We start from the raw sequence: 22,377 nt of genomic DNA, 5'->3' as shown, positions 1-22,377 counted from the left end.
CGGCCCGCACCTTCCGCACGGAAGGTGCGGGCCGTAGTCGTCCCGGGTCGTGCCGGGACTGGTCCCGTTCGTCAGGGTGCGAGGGCGGGCCTCACGACGTCGAGGGCCGTCACACCGGAGTCGAACCGTTCGGCACGGGTCGTCACCCAGGAGCTCGGCGGGCCGCTCTGCGGGAAGAGCGACCGACCTCGGCCCAGGGTCTCCGGGAAGACCGGCAGGCGATACTCGTCGACGAGGTCGGCCTCGGCGAGCTGATGAGCGATGTCGCGGCTGCCGATGAGCATGATGTCTCCGCGTTCGGCCAGCTCGTGCTCCAACGCGACGAAGGGCGTGGGCCCGAGGTGGCGGGAGTGCTGCCATGCGCTGACGTCGGTGTGGCGGGAGACCACGAGCTTGGGCATGTCGTTCATGGCATCGACCAGGTACTCGTGCGTGGCGTCAGGCGTGGGCCAGTAGGAGGCGAGGGCGTCGAACGTCCGTCGGCCCATGACGAATGCGCCGAGCAGCGCGTACTGCCGGGCCAGATCCTGTTCGAGCTGCGGGCTGAACGCGCGCCGGACCCAGTCCATCTCCTGGCCGGGAGGGCCCTCGAACCGGCCGTCGAGGGACATGAACTCGCAGACGATGAGGCGGCCCATCAGCGCGCCTGCTCGCGGGCGCGGGAGGTCTGCGAGCGGGGGATCGAGGTGTCGGTGGCAGCCGTGCTCATGTGGTTCCTCTCGTCAGGCGGGCTGGGCAGCATGAAGCATCGAGCGAAGGTCTCGAACGTGCCCGGCGGCGCGTCGATACGGGCTGTCCCTTCGCGGCTCGCCCGGGCCGGGTCGAGGTTCTGGAAGACCAGGGCGGCGAGCGTCTTCGGATCGGCCTCCACCCGCGCTTCCGTGGCGAGCGGGCGTCCGGTTGCGCCAGTGCCCGTCGGGTCGACGCGTCGGATCGTGAACGACCCCCGGGCGACCCGGGCTTCGAAGACGTCCGTGCCGAGGACGAGGACGAGATCGACGTCCACAGCGGCTGCAGCACCGGGGTCGAAGGTCGTCCTCAGCGACAGTGCGAACGAGGAGGCGCTCAAGGCCTGCTCGGTGAGGTTGGTCGGAGTGTGCGCCGCCCAGTGCCCCAGGGCGAGCAGCACCGGTTCGAGCGCGGCGCCCCACGGGGTGAGCTCATAGACGGTGGCGGCGGCCGGCGGAGGCAGCCGATGCTTGGTCGCCACCCCCGCCTCGATGAGGTCCTTGAGCCGCGCGCCCAAGATGTTCGTGCTCACTCCGGGCATGGCAGCAGCGAGGTCCGAGTAGCGGCGCGGACCGAAGATCAGCTCCCGCACGACCGGAATCGCCCAGCGCTCGCCGACGACGTCGAGCGCCCGCGTGATCCCGCAGGCATCGGCATACGTTCGCATGCGGTGACCCTACCGAGTTTGCTTGTTATTGACAAGTAAAAACGTGCGTATAGCAAGTGACCAGATCCGGGACGCTGTGCGCCCGCAGCGAAACAGGGCGTACCGGGGACTCTTCGGCCCGCCAGGGCGCGTTAGGGTCGAGCGACAGCGAACCGAAGGAGACGGACGTGAACGACCTGCTGCAGGTGGACCAGGCGGCACCCCAGGCCCGGTCCGAAGGACAGGGCCTGGGCCTCAACGACTCCATCTACAACCGGCTCCTCAGGGAGCGCATCATCTGGCTGGGTTCGGAGGTGCGCGACGACAACGCCAACGCGATCTGCGCCCAGCTGATGCTCCTGGCGGCCGAGGACCCCGACAAGGACATCTACCTCTACATCAACTCCCCGGGTGGCTCCATCACGGCGGGCATGGCGATCTACGACACCATGCAGTTCATCCAGCCGGACGTCGCCACGGTGGCCATGGGCATGGCCGCGTCGATGGGGCAGTTCCTGCTGTCCTCCGGTGCGAAGGGCAAGCGCTACATCACGCCCCACGCCCGCGTGCTGATGCACCAGCCCTCGGGCGGCGTCGGCGGCACCGCGACGGACGTGCGCATCGGCGCCCAGCTCATCATGCACATGAAGAAGGTGCTCGCCGAGCTCACGGCGGAGCAGACGGGGCAGCCGCTCGAGAAGATCCTCAAGGACAACGACCGCGACAGCTGGTTCACGGCGGCCGAGGCGCTCGAGTACGGCTTCGTCGACCGCGTGGTCGACACGGCGTCGTCGGTCGCCGGTGGCGGTGGCACCAACGCCGGCTGACACCACCCATCGACCTCCGGTCGCCAGACCATTCTTGTTCCGAGGAGAACCATGAGCCACTCGCCCGAGTACCAGTTCGCCATGACGGCCGAGCGCCTCGCCGGTGGTGCCGCACGCCCGGGTGGCGTCGCGATGCCGTACGGATCGAGCACCGCCGCGCCGTCCGCACGCTATGTGCTGCCCCAGTTCGAGGAGCGCACGCCGTACGGCTTCAAGCGCCAGGACCCGTACACCAAGCTGTTCGAGGACCGCATCATCTTCCTGGGCGTCCAGGTCGACGACGCCTCCGCCGACGACGTGATGGCGCAGCTGCTGGTCCTGGAGTCCCAGGACCCTGACCGCGACATCATGATCTACATCAACTCGCCGGGCGGGTCGTTCACGGCCATGACGGCGCTGTACGACACGATGCAGTTCATCAAGCCGCAGATCCAGACGGTGTGCCTGGGTCAGGCGGCGTCGGCGGCGGCCGTGTTGCTCGCCGCCGGGCAGCGGGGCAAGCGTCTCGCGCTGCCCAACGCCCGCGTGCTGATCCACCAGCCGGCGATGGAGAACGGTGGCTACGCGCAGGCCTCCGACATCGAGATCCACGCCAACGAGCTCATCCGGATGCGGGAGTGGCTGGAGACGACGCTCGCGCAGCACACCGGCAAGGACGTCACGGAGATCCGCGACGACATCGAGCGGGACAAGATCCTCACGGCCGCGCAGGCCAAGGACTACGGTCTGGTCGACCAGGTGCTCGAGTCCCGCAAGGTCCCGCAGCTCGAGAGCTGAGCGGCCGCAGCGGCCCCTCGGCGGGCCGCGACCCGGGGCGCCGACGATCGTCGGTCGCCCCGGGTCGCGCCACACCGGGCATATCGTGCTGACAACGGGGCCCGGGTGGTGTGGAATGGGCGAAGGACCTGCACGAGACGGCCCTGCACGAGACAAGGAGGCCCGAGGTGGCTCGAATCGGTGACGGCGCAGACCTGCTCAAGTGCTCGTTCTGCGGCAAGTCTCAAAAACAGGTCAAGAAGCTCATCGCCGGGCCGGGCGTGTACATCTGCGACGAGTGCATCGACCTGTGCAACGAGATCATCGAGGAGGAGCTCGGCGAGGCCACCGAGGTCGGGATGACCGAGCTGCCCAAGCCGCGGGAGATCTTCGCGTTCCTCGAGCAGTACGTGATCGGGCAGGAGCCGGCGAAGCGGGCGCTCGCCGTCGCGGTGTACAACCACTACAAGCGGGTCCAGGCACCACCGCCGGCCAAGGACGACGACGACTCCGTCGAGATCTCCAAGTCGAACATCCTGCTGGTCGGCCCCACCGGTACGGGCAAGACGTACCTGGCCCAGACGCTCGCCAAGCTGCTCAACGTCCCGTTCGCGATCGCGGACGCCACGGCCCTCACCGAGGCGGGCTACGTGGGCGAGGACGTCGAGAACATCCTGCTCAAGCTCATCCAGGCCGCCGACTACGACGTCAAGAAGGCCGAGACGGGCATCATCTACATCGACGAGGTCGACAAGGTGGCCCGCAAGGCGGAGAACCCGTCGATCACGCGTGACGTCTCCGGCGAAGGCGTGCAGCAAGCCTTGCTGAAGATCATCGAGGGCACCAGCGCCTCGGTGCCTCCGCAGGGCGGGCGCAAGCACCCGCACCAGGAGTTCATCCAGATCGACACGTCGAACGTGCTGTTCATCGTGGCCGGCGCGTTCGCGGGGCTGGACGACCTCATCGCCGCCCGCGCCCGCAAGCGGGGCATCGGGTTCTCCGCGCCGATGGAGTCGAGCGTCAACGAGGACCTGTTCTCCGAGGTCCGGCCCGAGGACCTGCACAAGTACGGGCTGATCCCCGAGTTCATCGGTCGCCTGCCGGTCATCGCCTCGGTCTCCCCGCTCGATCGAGAAGCCCTGGTGCGGATCCTCACGGAACCCCGCAACGCGCTCGTCAAGCAGTACCAGCGCATGTTCGAGATCGACGGGGTCCGCCTCGAGTTCGCGGACGACGCCATCGACGCCATCGCCGAGCAGGCGCTGCTCCGCGGCACCGGCGCCCGCGGGCTGCGGGCGATCATGGAGGAGGTCCTCCAGCAGGTGATGTTCGACGTGCCCAGCCGCGACGACGTCGAGGGCGTCGTCATCACGCGCGACGTCGTCGAGGAGAACGTCAACCCGACGATCGTGCCGCGGTCCTCCGGTCCGGTGCGCAACCGCAAGTCCGCCTGACGCCGCGCCCCGGATCAGCCGTAGATCGCGTCGATCTCGTCGGCGAAGTCCTTGACGACGGCGGACCGGCGGACCTTCATCGACGGGGTGAGGTGACCGCGGGACTCGGTGAGGTCGGAGTCCAGCACCCGGAACGCGCGGATCTGCTCGGCCCGCGAGACCGTCGAGTTCGCGTCGTCGACCGCTGCCTGCAACGCGGCGAGCACCTCCGGCCGGTGCCGCGCCGTGCGGGCGTCGGACCGGGGCAGCCCCCGCGCCGCGAGCCAGCCGCCGAGCAGCTCGGGGTCCAGGGTGAGCAGCGCCGCGACGAACGGCCGGTCGTCGCCCACGACGACCACCTGGGACACCAGGGCGTGGGCACGCACGCGGTCCTCGAGCGGGCCGGGAGCCACGTTCTTCCCGCCGGCCGTCACGATGATCTCCTTGGCGCGGCCGGTCAGCCTCAGGTGGCCGGACGCGTCGAGAGCCCCCAGGTCGCCCGTGCGGAACCAGTCGCCGTCGAACGTCTCGGCCGTGCGCGCGGGGTCGTTCGCGTACCCGCGCATGACGTGCGGTCCCCGGACCTGGACCTCGCCGCCGGCCGCGATCCGGATCTCCGTGCCGGGGAACGGCGGGCCGACCGTCCCGACGGACATCGACCCCGGCAGGTTGACCGCCGTCGGGGCGGTCGTCTCGGTCAGGCCGTAGCCCTCGAGGATGCTCAGGCCCGCGCCCCGGAAGAAGTGCCCGAGCCGTTCGCCCAGCGGCGCGCCCCCGGAGATCGCGTGGCGCACCCGGCCGCCCATGGCGGCGCGCAGGCGGGCGAGGACGAGCCGGTCGGCGAGCGCGTGCCGCAGCCGCAGCGCGAGGCCCGGCCCGCCGTCGTCCAGGGCCCGCGACCAGTCCGTCGCCACCTGCGCGCACCAGGCGAAGAGCCGGCCCCGCAGCCCGCCACCCGCCGACTGCTCGGCGGAGTGGTAGACCTTCTCGAACACGCGGGGCACCGCGAGGAGATAGGTCGGCCGGAACGCGCGCAGGTCCGGCACCAGGTTCTTCACGTCGCCCGAGTGGCCCACGACGGTGGTGCCCGCGATCGCGGCGACCTGGATCAGGCGGGCGAAGACGTGCGCGAGCGGCAGGAACAGCAGGGTCCGCGCGTCCCGGGCGGCGACGACGTCGGGCAGCGCCTGCTGGGCGTTGAGCGCGAGGTGGCAGAACGCCCGGTGCGTCAGCTCGGCGCCCTTGGGCCGGCCGGTCGAGCCGGAGGTGTAGACGATCGTGGCGAGGTCGTCGGGGCCGACGGCATCACGGCGGGCGAGGAGGTCGCGGTTCGAGACGCTGCGACCGGCCGCGCGAAGGGTCGCCAACGCTGTGTCCTGCCGGCCGCAGGCGCCGCCGTCGAGCACCAGGACCCGCTCCAGGTCGCTCAGGTCCGCGTCGACCTGCCCGACGGCGTCGGCGTGGGCGGGCGTCTCCACGACGGCGAGCCGCACCCGGGCGTCCGACAGGATCCAGTGCACCTGCTCGGGCGAGCTGGTCTCGTAAACGGGGACCGGGACGGCGCCGGCCGTCCAGATCGCGAAGTCGAGCAGCGTCCACTCGTACCGGGTGCGGCTCATGATCGCCACCCGGTCGCCGGGGCCCACCCCGAGGGCGACCAGGCCGCGCGCCACGGCGAGGACGTCCGCGTCGAACTCGTGGGCGGAGACGGGAGTCCAGCCGTCCCCGTCACGCCGCTCGAGGAGCGGTCCGTGACCGGTCCGGTCGACCCGGTCGGCGAGGAGGGTGGTGATGCTGGTACCCGCGGGCACCTCCACGAGGCTGGGCGTCGCGGCATGGTTCATCGAGAGTGTCTCCGGCTACGGACGGTGCGGCCCCGGGCGCGGAGCCTGCAGGACACTACACGGTGAAGGTCACATGCCGGTCACGCCCGCGGGCGGGGACCGGCGACCGTAGGATCGAGGCATGGCTCAGCCCTTCGACGAAGCACCCGTCCCCGCGACCGGCCGGGCCCTCCCGCCCGAGATTCTCGCGTTGCGCAGCACCATCGACAACATCGATGCGGCGCTGGTGCACCTGCTGGCCGAGAGGTTCCGGGCGACCGAGCGGGTGGGCGAGCTCAAGGCGACGGACGGTCTCCCGCCGGCCGACCCGCAGCGGGACCGCCAGCAGATCGAGCGGCTCAAGACGATCGCCGCCGGCGCGGGCCTCGACCCGCAGTTCGCCGAGGAGTTCCGCCACTTCATCGTCTCGGAGGTCATCCGCCACCACGAGCGCATCGCTGCCGAGCACGAGGCCGGGCGCCGCGCGGGCAACGCGCCTCCGCTGGACACCTACAGTTGAAGGGGTCCGAGGTAGCAGTCCGGCACGGTGGACCCGCGCTCGTCGCGGGCCTGGCGGAGCGTGCAGGGAAGCGCCCCCGCATCGCGGGTGGCGCATAGCGGGGATCCGTCGCACGCTGGGAGACACAGTCGACCGACGCGAGGGAGACCCTGCATGACGATCGAATGGATCAAGCCCCTGGTCGGCCACCCCGGCCCGTTCGCCACCGTCTATCTGGACGCGACGCGATCGGTCGAGGCCGGCGACCGGGACGTGGCGAACCGCTGGCGGGCGCTGCGCAAGAACCTGTCGAAGCAGGGCGCACCGGACCCCGTCCTTGCCGAGCTCGACGAGGCGGTCGACCGCCCCACCAGGGTCCGGGGACCCCACGGGAGGGTGCTCATCGCGGACGCCGGCGGGGTGCTCGTCGACCGGGTGCTGCGCGAACCGCCCTCGGTCATGGCCGCCGTCTGGCACCGGGTGCCCTCGCTGCTCCAGGCGGCCCGCTCCGCCGACGAGGCGGTGGACGCCCTCTGCGTCGCGGTGGACCGCCAGGGCGCGGACTTCTTCCCGGTCGGCACCGACGGTGCCCGCACCGGTGAGCCCGACACGTTCGAGGGTGGGCACGACGAGCTGTCCAAGACGTCGAGTACGTCGACGAAGCGTGCCACCATCGAGTCGCGGGCGGAGGACTCCTGGCGCCGCAACGCCGAGGCGGTCGCCGGCGAGATCGACCGGAGGGTCGCCTCCCAGCGTCCCGAGGTCGTGCTGCTCACCGGAGACGTCCGGGCCGTCAACCTGGTCCGCGGCGAGCTCGGCCAGCAGGCGACCGAGGTGACCGTCGAGGTCGCCGGGGGAGGCCGTGACGCCGGGGTGCACCAGGAGGCGTTCGCCGAGGCCGTGGCCGACGCCCTCGACTCGTTCCGTGCCCGGCGCAGCGAGCAGGTGCTCGCGGAGCTGCGCGAAGGGCTCGGGCGGGACAGCGGCGCCGTCGCCGGTGTCGAAGACGTCGTCGCCGTGCTGTCACGGGGCCAGGTCAAGCACCTCGTGCTGTCCGAGCAGCTGGCGGACGACGCGGCGCGCGCCCTGCGGTCGTGGACCGACGGCGCCGAGAACGGTCCGGACGCCGGCTCGCTGCTGAACGGCCGACAGCTCTGGATCGGCCCGGACCCGCTCCACATCGGTGTCGCCAGGGCTCAGCTCGAGGGGCTCGGGGTCAACAAGGGCCTGGAGGAGCTGCCCGTGGCCTCGGCCCTGATGCGAGCGGCGGTGGGGCAGGACTCCGGCCTGGTCTTCGCCCCCCAGGGGTCGGTGGAGCTGATGGACGGGGTCGGTGCGACGCTCCGGTGGGAGGACGACGGCACCCCGCACGAGTCGGCCGCCTCGATGAGCGGTGACGGGGGGCGGCTCAGAGCGCTCTGACGAGCGCTCTCTGACGACGAACCGAGGTCCGGGGGAGGGGCGACCGCGCGCGGTCGTCAGACCGGAAGTGGAGGGCGCGCAGCGCCCGTGAACGCGACCGTGCGCGGTCGTGCCTCCCCCGGAGCGGAGCCGGTCGTCATCCGCGAGGCTTCTTGGCCGGCGGCTCGCCGAGCTCGTGCCGCAGGACGACGATCCCGCCCTGCACGTCCGGGTCGCCCTGGCCCGCGGCCGCCTCGACCAGCTCGAGATCGCCGGTGGCGCGGCCGGCGCCGCGGACGTCGTCGATCGCCGCACGCACCCCGGGCAGGAGCCCGGCCGGTACCGCGACCGTCGCGGACAGGATCGGCGTCTTCATGGAGACCTTGGCCGCGGACTTCAGCTTGCGCAGCGAGGCGAGTGCATGCCCGGCCGCGGTGAGGTCCAGCGCGTCCGCGCCGTCGGCCGCCGCCCGCAGCGGCTCCGCCGTCGGCCACTCGGCGCGGTGCACGGACCCGGTGCGCCACCAGGACCAGACCTCCTCGGTGGCGAACGGGATGAACGGTGCCAGCAGGCGCAGCATCACGTCGAGGGCGATCGCCAGCGCGGTCCGTGCCGACACGGTCTCGGCCGACAGGTCGTCCGCGGTGGCGCCCGCGCCGTAGGCGCGGTCCTTGACGAGCTCGAGGTAGTCGTCGCAGAACGCCCAGAAGTACGACTCGGTGATCTCGAGCGCCCGCGTGTGGTCGTAGGCCTCCAGCGCCGCCGTGGCCTGGTCGACGACGTCGGCCAGGCCGGCCAGCATCGCGCGGTCGAGCGGGACCGTCACCGCGTCGGGGTCGAGGACGATCTCGCCCGCACCCGTCTCCGGGTCGACGCCGAAGGTGAGGGCGAACTTCGAGGCGTTGAGGACCTTGATCGCCAGCCGGCGACCGATCTTCATCTGCCCCACCTCGAAGGCCGCGTCGGTGCCCAGGCGCGCCGCGGCGGCCCAGTAGCGCACCGCGTCCGAGCCGTGCTCGACGAGCAGGTCCATCGGGGTGACGACGTTGCCCTTGGACTTGGACATCTTCTTGCGGTCCGGATCGAGGATCCAGCCGCTGATCGCCGCGTTCTTCCAGGGCAGCACGCCGCACTCGAGGTGCGAACGCACCACCGAGGAGAACAGCCAGGTACGGATGATGTCCTGGCCCTGCGGACGCAGGTCCATGGGGTAGACGCGCTCGAAGAGGTCGGCGTCGCGTTCCCAGCCGGAGACGAGGAGCGGCGTCAGCGAGGAGGTCGCCCAGGTGTCCATGACGTCGGCGTCGCCGACGAAGCCGCCGGGCGCACCGCGCTGGGTCTCGTCGTAGCCCGCGGGCGCCTGCGACGTCGGGTCCACCGGGAGGTCGGCCTCGGCCGGCACGATCGGGCGGTCGTGGTCGACGTCGCCGGCCTCGTCCACGCGATACCAGACGGGTACGGCCACGCCGAAGAAGCGCTGCCGGGAGACCAGCCAGTCGCCGTTCAGCCCGCCGACCCAGTTCTCGTAGCGCACGCGCATGAAGTCGGGGTGGAAGTCGAGCTCCTTGCCGCGGGCGAGCAGCTCGGCCTTCAGGTCGCGCTCGTCCCAGTCCCGGCCGCCGTTGCGGATGTACCACTGGCGCGAGGTCACGATCTCGAGGGGCTTGTCGCCCTTCTCGTAGAAGTTCGTCATGCGCTGGGTGGCCTTCGGCTCGCCGTCCAGGTCGCCGGACTCGACGAGCGCTTCGACGAGGGCCTTGCGGGCGCTGAAGGTGGTCTTGCCGGCGAGGCCCTCGGCGTAGAGCGCGGCACCGGGGCCCGCGGCGATCCACTCCGGCGTCTCGCGGTGCAGCCGCCCGTCGCGCCCGATGACGGAGCGGGTCGGCAGCTGCAGCTCGCGCCACCACTGCACGTCGGTCAGGTCGCCGAACGTGCAGCACATCGCGATGCCCGCACCCTTGTCCATCGAGGCGGCCGGGTGCGCCAGCACGGGGATCTCGACGCCGAACAGCGGCGACGTCACCGTGGTGCCGAAGAGGTCCTGGTAGCGCTCGTCGTCCGGGTGGGCGATGAGGGCGACGACGGCGGGCAGCAGCTCCGGCCGGGTCGTCTCGATGTAGACGGGCTGGGCCGGTGCGCCCTCGGACCCGGCGCGGTGGAACGCCACGCGGTGGTAGTGGCCCGGGTACTCGCGCGCCTCGAGCTCGGCCTGGGCGACGGCCGTCTGGAACGTCACGTCCCACAGGCCCGGCGCCTCGGCCTGGTAGGCCTCGCCGCGTGCGAGGTTGCGCAGGAACGCCCGCTGCGAGGCCGCGCGTGACGTCGCGTCGATCGTCTGGTAGGTCTGCGACCAGTCGACGCTCAGTCCGAGCCGGCGCCACAGCTCCTCGAACTGACGCTCGTCGTCGGCGGTGAGGCGCTCGCACAGCTCGATGAAGTTGCGGCGGCTGACCGGGACCTGGTCCGCGGGCTTGACGTTCTTGCCGTCGGTGCCCTGGTGCGGAGGCTGGAAGCCCTCGGTGTAGGGGAGGGAGGGGTCGCACCGCACGCCGAAGTAGTTCTGCACGCGACGCTCGGTGGGCAGGCCGTTGTCGTCCCACCCCATGGGGTAGAAGACCTCCTTGCCCCGCATCCGCTGGAAGCGGGCGACCACGTCGGTGTGGGTGTAGCTGAACACGTGACCGACGTGCAGGGAGCCGGAGACGGTGGGCGGCGGGGTGTCGATCGAGTAGACCTGCTCGCGGGTCGCTGCGCGGTCGAAGGCGAAGGTGCCCTCGGCCGACCAGCGCTCGTCGAACTTCTGCTCGAGACCGTCCGTGCTGACCTTCTCGGGTACCTCCCGGACCACCGCGCGCACGACGTCGCCGGCCTGACCGGTACCGGTGGTGGGTGCGGAGGTCTGTGCGAGGGCCGCGTCGGACTGCGCGCGGGCCCCGGTGCTCGGGAAGTCGCTCATGGTCAGCCATTGTCCCAGATCGCGCTCCGTCCTCGTCACGGATTCCGCTGCACGAAATTCTCTGACTATGATCAGAGGTATGGCTTCTCGTCCTTCCGTGCCGACCGGCCCCGACGTGCCCGACGTGGTGCAGCACGTCGACGTGGTCCGTCGCTTCAACCGCAGCTACACCCAGCGCATCGGTGTGCTCGAGGAGTCGTTCCTGGGCCTCGGCATGCCGCTCGGTACGGCTCGGCTGCTCTACGAGATCGGCGTCGAGGCGGGTACCACCCGCGACCTCCGCGCCCGCCTCCAGCTCGACTCGGGCTACCTGAGCCGGCTGCTGCGGCGCCTGGAGTCCGACGCCCTGGTGTCCGTGGAGCCCGACCTGGACGACCGCCGTCGGCGACGCGTGGACCTCACCCCGGCCGGACGGCGGGCATGGGACGAGCTCGAGCGACGCTTGGGCGAGCGCGCGACACACCTGATCGCACCGCTGACCGATCGCCAGCGCGCCCGGCTGGCGGCCGCGCTGGCCGAGGCCGACCTGCTGGTCCGTGCGGCGACGGTCCGGATCGAGCAGGTGGATCCGACGGATCCGGCTGCGCTCGCCGCCGTCCAGGCCTACGTCGACGAGCTCGACGAGCGGTTCCCCGGCGGGTTCGCGGTGGGGGACCTCGCCGCGGGCACGGAGGGCCTGCGGCCACCGGACGGTGCCTTCGTCGTCGCCACCAGCGACGGTGTCCCGGTCGCCTGCGGGGGAGTGCAACCGCTCGGCGGGGGCGCCGGCGAGATCAAGCGCATGTGGGTGCACCCGGCGTGGCGCGGCGCCGGCCTCGGCTCGCGGTTGCTACGACACCTGGAGAGCGTCGCGGGGGACCTGGGCCACACCACCGTGCGTCTCGACACGAACGGGACGCTGGCCGAGGCGGTCGCGATGTACGAGCGCGCGGGGTACCGCACGGTGGAGCGGTACAACGACAACCCCCACGCGACGCACTTCTTCGCCAAGGACCTCCACGACCGGCCGCGACGTGGTGAAGGATACGCTCGGACGCATGGCTTCTGATCTCACCGTCGGCTACGCCGCGATGCTCGAGCAGTTCCACCCCACCGAGGTCGTCGACCTCTCGGCCTACGCGGAGGAGCACGGCTTCTCCGGCGTCATGGCCGCCGACCACTTCCAGCCCTGGGTGCCGCAGCAGGGCCACGCCGCGTTCGTCTGGAACGTGCTCAGCGCCCTCGGCGAGCGCACGCGCGGCGATCTCGGCCCCGGGGTCACCGCTCCCACCTTCCGCTGGCACCCGGCCATGGTCGCGCAGGCCTCGGCGACGCTCGCCGCGATGTACCCCGGCCGGCACTGGCTGGGCCTCGGTTCGGGCGAGGCGCTCAACGAGCACGTGACCGCGGGCTACTGGCCCGAGGCACCCGAGCGCATCAACCGGATGTTCGAGGCCATCGACATCATCAAGAAGCTCTTCACCTCCGGGCTGGAGGGCAAGGACGTCAAGCACTCGGGCCAGTTCTACAAGATGGAGTCGACCCGGCTGTGGACCATGCCGGAGGTCGCCCCGGAGATCCTGGTCGCCACCGCCGGGCCGGTCACCGCCAAGCGGGCCGGCAAGCACGCCGACGGGCTCATCACGGTCGGCGCCCCGCTGGAGAAGATCGAGATGCTGTTCGGCCGGTTCGACGCCGGGGCACGCGAGGCCGGTCGCGACCCCGAGCCGATGCCCAAGGTGCTGCAGGTGCACATGTCCTGGGCCGAGACGGACGAGGAGGCCATGGCGAACGCCATGACCGAGTGGCCCAACGGCGGCATGAAGTTCCCCAAGGCGGACATCCGCTCACCGCACGACTTCGCCCAGATGGCCAAGCTGGTCCGTCCGGAGGACTTCGAGGGCCGCATGGTGGTCTCCGCCGACCCGGACAAGCACCGCGAGGCCATCCAGAAGTACGTCGACCTCGGCTTCGACCGCATCTACCTGCACAACGTGGGCCGCAACCAGGGCGAGTGGATCGAGACCTTCGGCCGCGAGGTGCTGCCGAAGCTCGTCCGGTGAACCGGCCGCCCTCCCCGGGTGTGCCCGGCACCGTTCCGCTCGACGGCGCCCGGCTGACGCTCTGGGCGCCGGCCGGCCTCGGGGAGGTGCGCCCCGGCGACGATCTCGCGGTGCTGGTCGGCGACCTGCTGGCGAGCGACGCGGAACGCTCCGGCGACGCCCTGGCCGAGGGCGACGTCGTCGTCGTCACGTCCAAGATCGTCTCGAAGGCCGAGGGCCGGGTGGTCCGTGCCGACGACCGGGAGCAGGCGATCACCGACGAGACCGTGCGGGTGGTGGCGGTGCGCGAGCGGCCCGGAGGGCTGCCGCCGCTGCGGATCGTGGAGAACCGGCTCGGCCTGGTGATGGCCGCGGCGGGGGTCGACGCGTCGAACACGCCGGAGGGCACGGTGCTGCTGCTGCCCACCGACCCGGACGCCTCCGCCCGGTCGCTGCGTGAGGCGCTGCGTGAACGGTTCGGGGTCGACCGCCTCGGCGTGGTCGTGACCGACACCGCCGGGCGCCCGTGGCGGGACGGGCTGACCGACATCGCGATCGGTGCGGCCGGCGTGTCCGTCGTCGACGACCTGCGGGGCGGGGCCGACACCCACGGCAGGGAGCTGTCGGTCACCGTCGCCGCCGTCGCCGACGAGATCGCCGCGGCCTCCGAGCTGGTCCGTGGCAAGGCGAGCGGACGAGCCGTGGCGGTGGTGCGCGGCGTGGGACGGTACGTGCTGGCGGGGGACGGTCCGGCGGGCGACGGCGCGGGGGCACGCAGCCTCGTGCGCGGTGGACCCGACGACCTCTTCCGGGAGGGGACGGCCGAGGCGTACGCGCGCGGCCTCGCGGACGGCCGCACCGAGGCGGCACCGCAGGAAAACTGATGGCCGGACGGCGGCCCTGTCGCTAGCGTGAGCCGCATGCTGCCTGCGGAGTGGATCGAGCACCGGCGACCCGGCGACCGTGAGGTCATCGGCTGGATCCGCCCCGACGGCGACGACTGGGTGGCCGTCTCGCTGCTGGGTCACGACCTGACCGGGCCGGTCGACTGGCTGGCCGCCGAGGAGGCGCTCGACGCGACCAGCCTGGCGTGGTTCGCCGACCCGTGGATGCTCGAGACCGAGGGCGGGCCGCTGCGCGTCCGGATCGTGGAGGTCACCCCCGACCAGGTCGTGGTGCAGACCGACGACTTCGGCGCGATCGACGCGCCGGTCGAGCGGCACGTGCTGCCGTGGCCGGCGCCGTCCCGCCTGCGCGAACGACGCTCCGGCGACCCCGACGGTCGCGTCCTCGCCGGAGTGCCGGACGAGACGTCGCCCGGGTCGCGCTAGGTGTACCCGGTCATGAGGTTGGTGCCAGTTCCGGTTGGCGAGAGGGAGGACCTCCGGGCTTAGTGGAGATGTCTGAAGTCTTCACAACCCGGAGGTCCTCGTGTCCCACGCTAATGCCCGTCTGACCGCTCGCGGCAGGATGTTGATCGTCGAGCGTCGCCGCCGGGGCTGGAAGCAGGCCCACATCGCTGCGGCGATGGGCGTCTCGCGCAAGTGTGTCCGCTACTGGTTGCACCGGTTCGCAGGCGAGGGCGAGGCCGGCCTGGCCGACCGGTCCTCGCGCCCGCACCACTGCCCGACCAGGACCCCACGTCAGGTCGAGGCCAGGGTCGTCGCCATGCGCCGGGCCGAGCGGCGCGGGCGCGACCAGATCGCGGCCGAGCTTGGGGTGCCGGCCCGGACCGTCTCGAGGATCCTGGCCCGTCACGGCATGCCACACCTGGCGCTGCTGGACCCGATGACCGGCGAACTCCTGCGCGCCTCGAAGACGACTGCCGTGCGCTACGAACGAGACCGACCCGGTGAGCTGGTCCACATGGACGTCAAGAAGCTCGGCCGCATCCCCGACGGTGGCGGCTGGCGAGCCCACGGGCGCGGCGCCGGGGACAACCGGGACCGCAAGAACGGGACCGGCTACGACTACGTCCACTCCCTCGTGGACGACCACTCCCGCCTGGCCTACTCCGAGATCCTCACCGACGAGAAGGGCACCACCTGCGCCGCGTTCCTGGACCGTGCGATCGTCTACTTCGCCGCCCACGGCATCACCCGGATCGAACGCCTCATGACCGACAACGCCTGGGCCTACCGCTGGTCCCTGCGCGAGATCTGCGCCGCCCACGGCATCCGGCAGAAGTTCATCAAGCCGCACTGCCCCTGGCAGAACGGCAAGGTCGAACGCCTCAACCGCACCCTGGCCACCGAATGGGCCTACCGGCAGGTCTTCACCTCGAACGACGAACGCACCGCAGCCCTGGCACCCTGGATCGAGTACTACAACACCCGACGCCGCCACCAAGCCCTCGACGGCCTACCCCCGACCAGTCGGCTGGCACCAACCTCATGACCGGGTACAGCTAGGGCGGTTCAGACGGGTTCGAGGCGGGCCCGGAGCAGGCAGAACTCGTTGCCCTCGGGGTCGGCGACGACGTGCCAGGGCTCGTCGCCGCTCTGGCCGACGTCAGCCCGGCGCGCACCGAGGCTCAGGAGGCGTTCGAGCTCGGCGTCCTGGTCACGGTCGGTGGCGTTGACGTCGAGGTGCAGCGGGAGCTTTCCCCGCCTCGGGTCGTCGTTGCGGCTGAGGACGATCGTCGGCTGCGGACCGCCGAACCCGGCCCGCGGCCCGATCTCGATCGACCCGTCCTCCTCGCGGTCGAGCTCGACGAAGTCGAGGACCTCGCACCAGAACCGGGCAAGGTTCTCCGGGTCGTGGCAGTCGAGGACGAGCTCGCTGAGACGGCACGCCATGGTTCTTCTCCTCTCAGTCCGTGGTGACGGCAGGCGCTTCCACCGGGGTGGGCTCGCCGCCGGTGATCCGCACGAGATCGTCGAACGTGGTGGGAACACCGTGCGCGCGTGCCCGGCCGCGGCCCAGATCTCGTCGAAGGCCGCCAGGGCGGTGTCCACGCGGTGCGCGCCGGAGGTCAGGACGAGCAGCGGTTCGCCGTCCAGGGTGAAGACCAGCGAGTTCGCGATCGCGCCGACCTCGACCCCCCCCAGCGCCTGGGCGGCGGCCGAGGCCGTGGTGACCGCGTCGTCGAACCACCGGATGCCGTCGGTGGCGGACGCGGCGTCGGCGGAGACGAGGGCGGTCCGGACCTGGTCGACCGCGGAGTGGGACGCCGGGAGGCTCATGCCGTCGCATCGTAGCGATGGCCGCCGACGGACGCACCGGCCCACGCCGTCCCGCGTGCTGACGTCGCCGGTGTGGGTGACAGGCGCTACGGTCGCGGTGGAGATCCGGGCGCCACCGCCCGGCGAGGGAGGAATCACGGATGACCCAGCACGTCACGAGCGTGACCGGTGATCGCATCGGCTTCGACCGCTACGGCGAGGGCGGCCCCGCCGTCGTGTTCGTCGCCGGCGCGGGTCCGTTCCGGGCGGTCGACCCCGTCACCGACCGGACGGCGAGGCTCTGCGCCGAGCACGGGCTGACGGGGATCGTCCTCGACCGTCTCGGCCGAGGGGACAGCCCCGCTGACGGCGTGCTCGACCTCGACCGTGAGCTGCACGCGTTGTCCGCGGTGATCGACGCGGCCGGGCCGCCCGCCGTGCTGGTCGGGCACTCGTCCGGCGCCGCGCTCGCCCTGTGCGCCGCGGACGCGGAGCTGCCGGTCGCGGGCTTGCTGCTGTGGGAGGCGCCGCTCGCCGCGCCGGCGGACGACGTCGCCGGGTGGATCACCGAGTTCGAGCGCCGCCTCGACGCCGAGGACTACGTCGGCGCCACGGAGCAGTTCATAAAGGACATGCCTCCCGAGTGGCTCGAGGGCATGCGCGCCTCGCCCGACTTCGAGGTCCTGGCGCGAGCCTCGGCCAGCCAGCGCGCGGACGGCCAGGCGTTGGTCCGGGCGACGGACCTCCTCGAGACCGAACGTCTGCGTGAGCTCGCCATCCCGGTGCTGGCGACCTACGGCTCGCAGACCTTCGCGGAGATGCCGGTGGCAGCCGAGCGGATCGCCGGAGCCGTCACGCGCGGGGCGGTGGAAGAGGTCCCCGGCGCCGAGCACTCCTGGGAGCCCGAGGCCATGGCGCAGCGGATCGTGCGCTTCGTCCGCGACGACGCCTGACGACGGCCGACTATCCCGCGGTGTCCCGCTCGGGCTCGGTGTCCCGCGTGCCGGGAGCGGCCGCGGGATCGTCGTCCGAACCCGTCGCGTCGGCAGACGCGGGAGCCCTTCCGCCGTCGGCCGGCACGTCACCGGTCGGCACGCTGTCGGTGACGTCGTCGCCGGAGAGCCAGCGCAGCCAGTTGTTCCGCGGGTCGCCCTCCAGGACGAGCGCTCGCAGCAGCAGCGTCAGCGGGATGGCCAGGATCGCGCCGAGCGGACCGATGACGAACGTCCAGAACACCACCGAGACGAAGCTCAGGGTGAGGGAGAGCGAGACGGCGTCGGAGACGAACTTCGGCTGGACGAAGACCTGCAGCACCACGTTGACCACGCAGTACACGGCGACGACGGCGAGCGCGAGCTGCCAGCCGCCGACGACGAAGCCCATGACCATCGGTGGGATGAGGCCGAGCACGAACCCGATGTTGGGCACGAAGTTGGTGACGAACGCGAGGATCGCCCAGATCGCCGCGCCCGGGACGTCGAGCAGCCAGAGTGCGACGCCGTCGATGATCGCCACGACCGCTCCGAACGTCGCGTTGACGACGTAGTAGCGGCGCACGCCGGTGCTGAACCGCGTGGTGCGGTCGATGGCGTCGGCGCGCGTGGCACCGAAGTGCTGGGCCGCCGTGGAGTAGCGCGCGGCGTCGACGGCCATGAAGACCGCGTACGCCAGGACGAAGAAGAACGCGGTGCCGACGGTGACGACCGTCCCGCTGACGGTGCCGGCCACGGACAGGACGTTGGCCGGCTGCAGCCAGGCGGTCACCGTCTCGGTGATCTGGGTGTCGATACCGGTCGCCGCGAGCTGTTCCTCGATCTCGGCGACCGAGTCGGCCAGCTGGGGGATGTAGCTCTGCACGAGTGCCGCGAACCGGAACCCGGCCCAGACCAGCATCGCCAGGAGCGCGGCGAGGATGAGGTAGGCGACGAGGATCACCGCGGTGCTCGCCGCCCAGCGCGGCCAGCCCCGGGCCTCGAGCGGGAACCGCACCGGATGGCAGATGATGACGATCACGACGGCGAGGAACAGGGGGGCGAGGACCCCGGCGGCGGCGTGGACCGCGGCCAGGACGACCGCTCCCGCGGCCAGGACGAGCAGCGTCCGCAGTGCCGGGGACAGGACAGGGACGGTCGGGCCGGCCGGGGCGCTGGGCGTCGAGGTCACGCTCCGACCCTAGCGGGCGGGCCGGCGGCGGCGAGGCGAGCCGCGCCGTCGGGCCGGTGCCCCTGCGCGGGGATATGCTCCCAGGACGGTGTCGAGAGGGGTGGTGGCCGTGCGCGGTGAGGTGGTGCGGTACGACGCGATCAAGGGCTACGCCTTCGTCGCGGTGGACGGTCTGGACGACGACGTCTTCCTGCACGTCAACGACATCGACTTCGACAAGGCGCTGATGGCCGTCGGCACGGTCGTCGACGTCACCCACGAGATGGGCGACCGCGGGCCCCGGGCGCTCGGCGCAGCACTCGTCAGCTCTCCCGTCGCCGACGCCGTGCAGGCGGCCCTCGGGTCACGGCCCGACGAGGGGCCGGACACTGCCGGCCAGCGCGCCCACGACGGTTTCGCCGACGTGCTGTCGGCTGTCGAGCTGCGTGCCGAGCTGACCGAGCGCCTGCTCGCCGCGGCCGGGGACCTCACCGGACGGCAGGTCCTGGCCGTGCGCGCCGCGGTCGAGCAGATCGCGCGCCACCATGGCTGGCTGGACGCCTGAGCCCGCAGGCCCGCCTCCCGGCTACATCCACTTCTTCCAGCGGAACACCCCGTACAGGCCGATGCTCACGGCGAGCATCAGCACGAGCGCGAACGGGTAGCCGAACGCCCAGTGCAGCTCGGGCATGGCGTCGAAGTTCATGCCGTAGATCGCTCCGACGAGGGTCGGTGCGAAGAGGATGGCCGCCCAGCCGGAGATCTTCTTGACCTCGTCGCCCTGCTTGATCGACACCTCGGTGAGGTGCGTCATCTCCTCGTTCTGGCGCTGGGCCACCAGCGTGGCGTTGACGGTGAGGATGTCGCGCAGCGCGACCCGGAACGTCTCGACGGACTCCGCGACCTCGATGAGGTGGTCGGCGACGTCGCGCAGGTAGGCCTGCATCTCGTCGTCCACCCGGTACTTCTCGGCGCCCTTGGCCAGCGACTGGCAGACGTTCTGCAGCGGTCGCACGGCGCGCTGGAAGTCGACGACCTCGCGGGAGAGCTCGTAGATGCGCCGCGACACCTGCGCGTCGCCGGAGAAGACCTCGCCCTCGATCTGGTCGATGTCGTAGTCCAGCCCGGACACGACCGGCGCGTAGTCGTCGACGATGCGGTCCATGATCGCGTAGAGCACGGCCTCGGGACCGCGGCCCAGCATCTGGGGCGTGGACTCCAGGCGTGCCCGGACGGTGGCGAGGTCGGGGGAGTCGCCGTGCCGCACGGTGACGACGAAGTCCGGCCCGATGAAGACGTGCAGCTCGGAGAACTCCACCTCCTCGACGGAGTCGAGATAGCGCGCCGCGTGCAGCACGACGAACAGCGTGTCGCCGTACCTCTCGATCTTGGGACGCTGGTGCGCCTGGATCGCGTCCTCCACGGCCAGGGGGTGCAGGTCGAACTCCCGCGCCAACGCGGCCAGCTCTCGCTCGTCCGGACGCTCGAGCCCGATCCACGCCATGCCGCCCGGTGCCGAGCGCAGCGTCCGGAACGTGTCCGCGAGGCGTGTGAACGAGGCGGTGCGATGACCCTCGTCGTCGTACACCGCCGCGGCGACGATCGCCGAGCGGGGGCGGAGCGGCGTCGGGGGCGACGGCTCGGGGGTGGGGGCCGGCGTCCCGCCGCGTCGCGGGCGCAGGGCACCGAGGACCTGACGGGGGCGTGCCGAACGAGGTGAGCTGAAGGCCATGAGGGACTCCCAGGCGTGCAGGAACGATGGTCTGCGTGCTGTGGATCCCGCGACTGAGGCGGCGTCGCGTCGGGGACGCGATCGATGGGGGGACGACGGCGTCGTCCGGTGCGGGCACCGGACGGTGTCGAGCCGAGGTCAGTCGCGGCTCGGACTACTAGGAGGCTCGCTGCGAGTCATGCGCGATACCTCCTTCGTTCTCGGGCGGTGCGTGCACCGCGTGCTCCGGGCCGCGGTCAGTCTACTCCGACCTGCCCGGACGTGCCCGGGAGGCGCCGGGTGACCTGACTCACGGGCGCGAGGATCAGCGGAGGCGGACCGACAGGCAGGTCACGCAGCCCTCGAGCTTCTCGAGCTCGGACACGGGTGTGGTGAGGACCTCGAGACCTCGGGTGCGGAACAGCTCCGCACTGCGTGGGGCGCTCGCGGACATCAGGACGGTGACCTCGTCGAGCACGACGACGGCGTTGCCCTCCGGCTCCGGGACGGGGAGGAACCGCTCGAAGACCGTCGGGTCGTCCACCAGGGGAGGGTGCCCGACGACGGTGCCGTCCGGCAGCGCGGTGACGGCGCTCTTGAGATGCAGCACCCGGGACACCGGCACGGCCACGACCTGCCACCCGCGGGGCGTGAGCAGCTCGCGCAGGGCGGCGACCCCGGCGTCGTTGGTCCGCGAGCTGCGGCCCACGTACACCGTCCGCCCGACCTTGAGAACGTCACCGCCGTCGAGCGTCGCCGGTGCCTCGATCGTGGCCGTGTCGAGCCCGAGGACCGCGACGACGGGGGTCAGCGTGTCGAGCTCGCCGCGGCGTGACGGTGCCCCGGGCCGCGTGATCACGGCCAGGCGGTCGAAGACGACGACGCCGTCCTCGACGAACACGCCGTCCGGGTGCTCGTCGGCCGCGGGGGCCTCCGACACGGCCCAGCCGCGCTCGCGGAAGACGGCGACGTAGTCGTCCCACTGCTGACGGGCGTGCGCGGCATCGACGGGCACCCGGTCGAGGTGGGTCAGCTCGCCCTCGGCGAGGTGCGGGGACGGCGGGCGGACGATGAGTCGGGTCACGGTGCGACCGTATGCCCGTTGTGCCGATGTCGGTAGTTCGTGTCGAGGTCGGCACCGCGCACTGCCGACCTCAAGACGAACTACCGACATCGGCACTACGGAAGCAGGAGAGGGGTGGTCAGCGACGGGGATCCAGCACGGTCATGCCCGTCCGCGGCTCGTCCCGCATCGACGGCAGGAGCCTCGCGGCCTCGTCGAGCCCGACGACCCGGCCCACCAGGTCCTGCGGTCGCAGGGAACCGTCCGCCACGAGAGCCAGCATCTCGGGGTAGTCGGCCGCGGCCATGCCGTGCGAGCCGAGCAGGTCCAGCTCGTAGGCGATGACGCGGTCCATCGGCACCCGGGGATGCCCGCCTTCCCCGCCTGCGCCGGTCACGGCGGGCATCAGACCGACCTGCACGTGGCGGCCGCGGCGACGCAGCCCGTGCACCGAGACGGCGCAGGTGGCCTCCGAGCCGGCGGCGTCGATCCCGACGTGCGTGCCGCCGTCGGACGCCTCGCGCACCTGCGCCGCCACGTCGGCGCTGCCGTCGGCGAGCACGGTGTGCTCCGCCCCGGCGTCGCGCGCGGCGCGCAGGGCGTCGGCGCTGCGGTCGACGGCGACGACCCGAGCGCCGTGGGCGGCCGCCACCATCACCGCGCTCAGGCCGACCCCGCCGGCACCGACGACGGCGACCCGCTCGCCGGGCCGCACCCGCGCACGGTGCACGACGGCGCGGTAGGCCGTGGCGAAGCGGCAGCCGAGGCTCGCCGCCGCGACGGAGGTGACGTCGTCGGGCAGCGCCACCAGGTTGTGGTCGGCGGCGTGCAGCATGACCTGCTCGGCGTAGGAGCCGTGGTGCGTGAAGCCCGGCTGGGTCTGGTCCGGGCAGACCTGCGACTCCCCGGCGCGGCACCAGGAGCACTGCCCGCAGCCGTTGACGAACGGTGCGGTGACCCGGTCGCCCACCCGCCAGCGCCCGACGCCGGTGCCCACCGCCGCCACGGTGCCCGCCAGCTCGTGACCGGGGACGTGGGGGAAGGTGGTGATGTCCGGGTCGTGGCCCGCCCAGGCGTGCCAGTCGGACAGGCACAGACCGGTCGCGTGCACCTGGACGACCACCCCGCCGTCGGGCGCCGACGGCGGAGGCAGCTCACGGACGGTGAGGGGACCGCCGAAGCGGTCGAAGACGAGGGCGCGCACGC

21 protein-coding genes are annotated in these 22,377 nt (G+C 71.9%); 12 read left to right on the top strand and 9 right to left on the bottom strand.

Annotated elements, in window-relative coordinates:
- Positions 1-71 precede the first annotated feature (71 nt).
- Both AC3RJ8_RS11275 and AC3RJ8_RS11270 read right to left on the bottom strand, forming a co-directional pair.
- Positions 72-638 carry a dihydrofolate reductase family protein gene (locus tag AC3RJ8_RS11275; protein ID WP_489712718.1) on the bottom strand — a complete coding sequence of 189 codons (567 nt, stop codon included), beginning with the start codon at positions 636-638 and terminating at the stop codon, positions 72-74.
- Positions 638-1,396, bottom strand: a complete 759-nt coding sequence (locus tag AC3RJ8_RS11270; protein ID WP_489712717.1) for a winged helix-turn-helix transcriptional regulator — start codon at positions 1,394-1,396, stop codon at positions 638-640. The genes AC3RJ8_RS11275 and AC3RJ8_RS11270 overlap by 1 nt, the downstream gene beginning before the upstream one ends.
- Positions 1,397-1,563: 167 nt before the next feature.
- On the opposite strand from AC3RJ8_RS11270, the gene AC3RJ8_RS11265 reads away from it, so the two are divergent.
- From AC3RJ8_RS11265 to clpX, 3 genes are all read left to right on the top strand, one after another.
- Complete coding sequence (locus AC3RJ8_RS11265; RefSeq protein WP_489712716.1) at positions 1,564-2,202, top strand: ATP-dependent Clp protease proteolytic subunit; 639 nt, start codon at positions 1,564-1,566, stop codon at positions 2,200-2,202.
- 51 nt (positions 2,203-2,253) lie between these two features.
- Entirely contained in the window at positions 2,254-2,979 is a 726-nt protein-coding gene (locus AC3RJ8_RS11260) for an ATP-dependent Clp protease proteolytic subunit (RefSeq protein WP_489712715.1), read from the top strand.
- Positions 2,980-3,146: 167 nt separating this feature from the next.
- Positions 3,147-4,412 carry an ATP-dependent Clp protease ATP-binding subunit ClpX gene (gene clpX / locus AC3RJ8_RS11255; RefSeq protein ID WP_489712714.1) on the top strand — a complete coding sequence of 422 codons (1,266 nt, stop codon included), beginning with the start codon at positions 3,147-3,149 and terminating at the stop codon, positions 4,410-4,412.
- Positions 4,413-4,426: 14 nt separating this feature from the next.
- Here the strand turns inward: clpX and AC3RJ8_RS11250 are convergent, their stop codons facing one another.
- On the bottom strand, positions 4,427-6,235 hold the full coding sequence (locus tag AC3RJ8_RS11250) for an AMP-dependent synthetase/ligase (RefSeq protein WP_489712713.1): 1,809 nt from the start codon (positions 6,233-6,235) through the stop codon (positions 4,427-4,429).
- A 121-nt stretch (positions 6,236-6,356) separates the two neighbouring features.
- On the opposite strand from AC3RJ8_RS11250, the gene AC3RJ8_RS11245 reads away from it, so the two are divergent.
- Together AC3RJ8_RS11245 and AC3RJ8_RS11240 are read left to right on the top strand one after the other, a co-directional pair.
- Positions 6,357-6,734: a chorismate mutase gene (locus AC3RJ8_RS11245; RefSeq protein ID WP_489712712.1), complete on the top strand. Its 378-nt coding sequence runs from the start codon at positions 6,357-6,359 to the stop codon at positions 6,732-6,734.
- Positions 6,735-6,887: 153 nt separating this feature from the next.
- Complete coding sequence (locus tag AC3RJ8_RS11240; protein ID WP_489712711.1) at positions 6,888-8,135, top strand: baeRF2 domain-containing protein; 1,248 nt, start codon at positions 6,888-6,890, stop codon at positions 8,133-8,135.
- 136 nt (positions 8,136-8,271) lie between these two features.
- Here AC3RJ8_RS11240 and valS read toward each other — a convergent pair whose 3' ends face one another.
- Complete coding sequence (valS, locus tag AC3RJ8_RS11235; RefSeq protein ID WP_489712710.1) at positions 8,272-11,070, bottom strand: valine--tRNA ligase; 2,799 nt, start codon at positions 11,068-11,070, stop codon at positions 8,272-8,274.
- A gap of 79 nt (positions 11,071-11,149) precedes the next feature.
- On the opposite strand from valS, the gene AC3RJ8_RS11230 reads away from it, so the two are divergent.
- From AC3RJ8_RS11230 to AC3RJ8_RS11210, 5 genes are all read left to right on the top strand, one after another.
- Positions 11,150-12,118 (top strand): bifunctional helix-turn-helix transcriptional regulator/GNAT family N-acetyltransferase, encoded by a 969-nt coding sequence (locus AC3RJ8_RS11230; RefSeq protein WP_489712709.1) that lies wholly within the window; start codon positions 11,150-11,152, stop codon positions 12,116-12,118.
- Positions 12,108-13,112: a TIGR03557 family F420-dependent LLM class oxidoreductase gene (locus AC3RJ8_RS11225; RefSeq protein WP_489712708.1), complete on the top strand. Its 1,005-nt coding sequence runs from the start codon at positions 12,108-12,110 to the stop codon at positions 13,110-13,112. The genes AC3RJ8_RS11230 and AC3RJ8_RS11225 overlap by 11 nt, the downstream gene beginning before the upstream one ends.
- A complete protein-coding gene (gene cofE / locus AC3RJ8_RS11220; protein ID WP_489712707.1) occupies positions 13,109-13,975 on the top strand; it encodes a coenzyme F420-0:L-glutamate ligase in 867 nt (288 codons plus the stop codon). Before AC3RJ8_RS11225 ends, cofE begins: the two co-directional genes overlap by 4 nt.
- Before the next feature lie 36 nt (positions 13,976-14,011).
- Positions 14,012-14,422 carry a hypothetical protein gene (locus AC3RJ8_RS11215; protein WP_489712706.1) on the top strand — a complete coding sequence of 137 codons (411 nt, stop codon included), beginning with the start codon at positions 14,012-14,014 and terminating at the stop codon, positions 14,420-14,422.
- A gap of 100 nt (positions 14,423-14,522) precedes the next feature.
- The gene (locus AC3RJ8_RS11210) at positions 14,523-15,488 is read left to right on the top strand and encodes an IS481 family transposase (protein ID WP_489712705.1); all 966 of its coding nucleotides are present in this window, start codon (positions 14,523-14,525) and stop codon (positions 15,486-15,488) included.
- A 20-nt stretch (positions 15,489-15,508) separates the two neighbouring features.
- Here the strand turns inward: AC3RJ8_RS11210 and AC3RJ8_RS11205 are convergent, their stop codons facing one another.
- Entirely contained in the window at positions 15,509-15,889 is a 381-nt protein-coding gene (locus tag AC3RJ8_RS11205) for a VOC family protein (protein WP_489715623.1), read from the bottom strand.
- 527 nt (positions 15,890-16,416) lie between these two features.
- On the opposite strand from AC3RJ8_RS11205, the gene AC3RJ8_RS11200 reads away from it, so the two are divergent.
- A complete protein-coding gene (locus tag AC3RJ8_RS11200; protein ID WP_489712704.1) occupies positions 16,417-17,208 on the top strand; it encodes an alpha/beta fold hydrolase in 792 nt (263 codons plus the stop codon).
- Positions 17,209-17,218: 10 nt separating this feature from the next.
- Here the strand turns inward: AC3RJ8_RS11200 and AC3RJ8_RS11195 are convergent, their stop codons facing one another.
- Positions 17,219-18,418: an AI-2E family transporter gene (locus AC3RJ8_RS11195; protein WP_489712703.1), complete on the bottom strand. Its 1,200-nt coding sequence runs from the start codon at positions 18,416-18,418 to the stop codon at positions 17,219-17,221.
- Between the two features lie 109 nt (positions 18,419-18,527).
- Here AC3RJ8_RS11195 and AC3RJ8_RS11190 point away from each other — a divergent pair, with 109 nt between their 5' ends.
- A complete protein-coding gene (locus tag AC3RJ8_RS11190; protein WP_489712702.1) occupies positions 18,528-18,962 on the top strand; it encodes a cold-shock protein in 435 nt (144 codons plus the stop codon).
- Between the two features lie 21 nt (positions 18,963-18,983).
- Here the strand turns inward: AC3RJ8_RS11190 and corA are convergent, their stop codons facing one another.
- The 3 genes from corA to AC3RJ8_RS11175 form a co-directional block, all read right to left on the bottom strand.
- Positions 18,984-20,129 (bottom strand): magnesium/cobalt transporter CorA, encoded by a 1,146-nt coding sequence (corA, locus tag AC3RJ8_RS11185; RefSeq protein ID WP_489712701.1) that lies wholly within the window; start codon positions 20,127-20,129, stop codon positions 18,984-18,986.
- 304 nt (positions 20,130-20,433) lie between these two features.
- Positions 20,434-21,192 (bottom strand): dimethylargininase, encoded by a 759-nt coding sequence (gene ddaH / locus AC3RJ8_RS11180; protein WP_489712700.1) that lies wholly within the window; start codon positions 21,190-21,192, stop codon positions 20,434-20,436.
- A 118-nt stretch (positions 21,193-21,310) separates the two neighbouring features.
- The gene (locus AC3RJ8_RS11175; protein WP_489715622.1) at positions 21,311-22,375 is read right to left on the bottom strand and encodes an alcohol dehydrogenase catalytic domain-containing protein; all 1,065 of its coding nucleotides are present in this window, start codon (positions 22,373-22,375) and stop codon (positions 21,311-21,313) included.
- Positions 22,376-22,377 lie beyond the last annotated feature (2 nt).

This window comes from Isoptericola sp. MSGPD8_1_ISO-PGPR-S23-394 (genome assembly GCF_058072785.1).
The sequence above is the reverse complement of the archived record's forward strand: the minus strand, read 5'-3'. Positions and strand labels throughout refer to the sequence as shown.

Bases quoted from the DNA above. Each gene is read 5' to 3' on its own strand.
- AC3RJ8_RS11260 (WP_489712715.1), top strand. From the start codon at position 2,254: ATGAGCCACTCGCCCGAGTACCAGTTCGCCATGACGGCCGAGCGCCTC.
- AC3RJ8_RS11225 (WP_489712708.1), top strand. From the start codon at position 12,108: ATGGCTTCTGATCTCACCGTCGGCTACGCCGCGATGCTCGAGCAGTTC.
- AC3RJ8_RS11270 (WP_489712717.1), bottom strand. From the start codon at position 1,396: ATGCGAACGTATGCCGATGCCTGCGGGATCACGCGGGCGCTCGACGTC.
- AC3RJ8_RS11215 (WP_489712706.1), top strand. From the start codon at position 14,012: ATGCTGCCTGCGGAGTGGATCGAGCACCGGCGACCCGGCGACCGTGAG.
- AC3RJ8_RS11245 (WP_489712712.1), top strand. From the start codon at position 6,357: ATGGCTCAGCCCTTCGACGAAGCACCCGTCCCCGCGACCGGCCGGGCC.
- valS (WP_489712710.1), bottom strand. From the start codon at position 11,070: ATGAGCGACTTCCCGAGCACCGGGGCCCGCGCGCAGTCCGACGCGGCC.
- AC3RJ8_RS11240 (WP_489712711.1), top strand. From the start codon at position 6,888: ATGACGATCGAATGGATCAAGCCCCTGGTCGGCCACCCCGGCCCGTTC.
- AC3RJ8_RS11275 (WP_489712718.1), bottom strand. From the start codon at position 638: ATGGGCCGCCTCATCGTCTGCGAGTTCATGTCCCTCGACGGCCGGTTC.
- AC3RJ8_RS11200 (WP_489712704.1), top strand. From the start codon at position 16,417: ATGACCCAGCACGTCACGAGCGTGACCGGTGATCGCATCGGCTTCGAC.
- AC3RJ8_RS11250 (WP_489712713.1), bottom strand. From the start codon at position 6,235: ATGAACCATGCCGCGACGCCCAGCCTCGTGGAGGTGCCCGCGGGTACC.
- AC3RJ8_RS11205 (WP_489715623.1), bottom strand. From the start codon at position 15,889: ATGGCGTGCCGTCTCAGCGAGCTCGTCCTCGACTGCCACGACCCGGAG.
- corA (WP_489712701.1), bottom strand. From the start codon at position 20,129: ATGGCCTTCAGCTCACCTCGTTCGGCACGCCCCCGTCAGGTCCTCGGT.
- AC3RJ8_RS11230 (WP_489712709.1), top strand. From the start codon at position 11,150: ATGGCTTCTCGTCCTTCCGTGCCGACCGGCCCCGACGTGCCCGACGTG.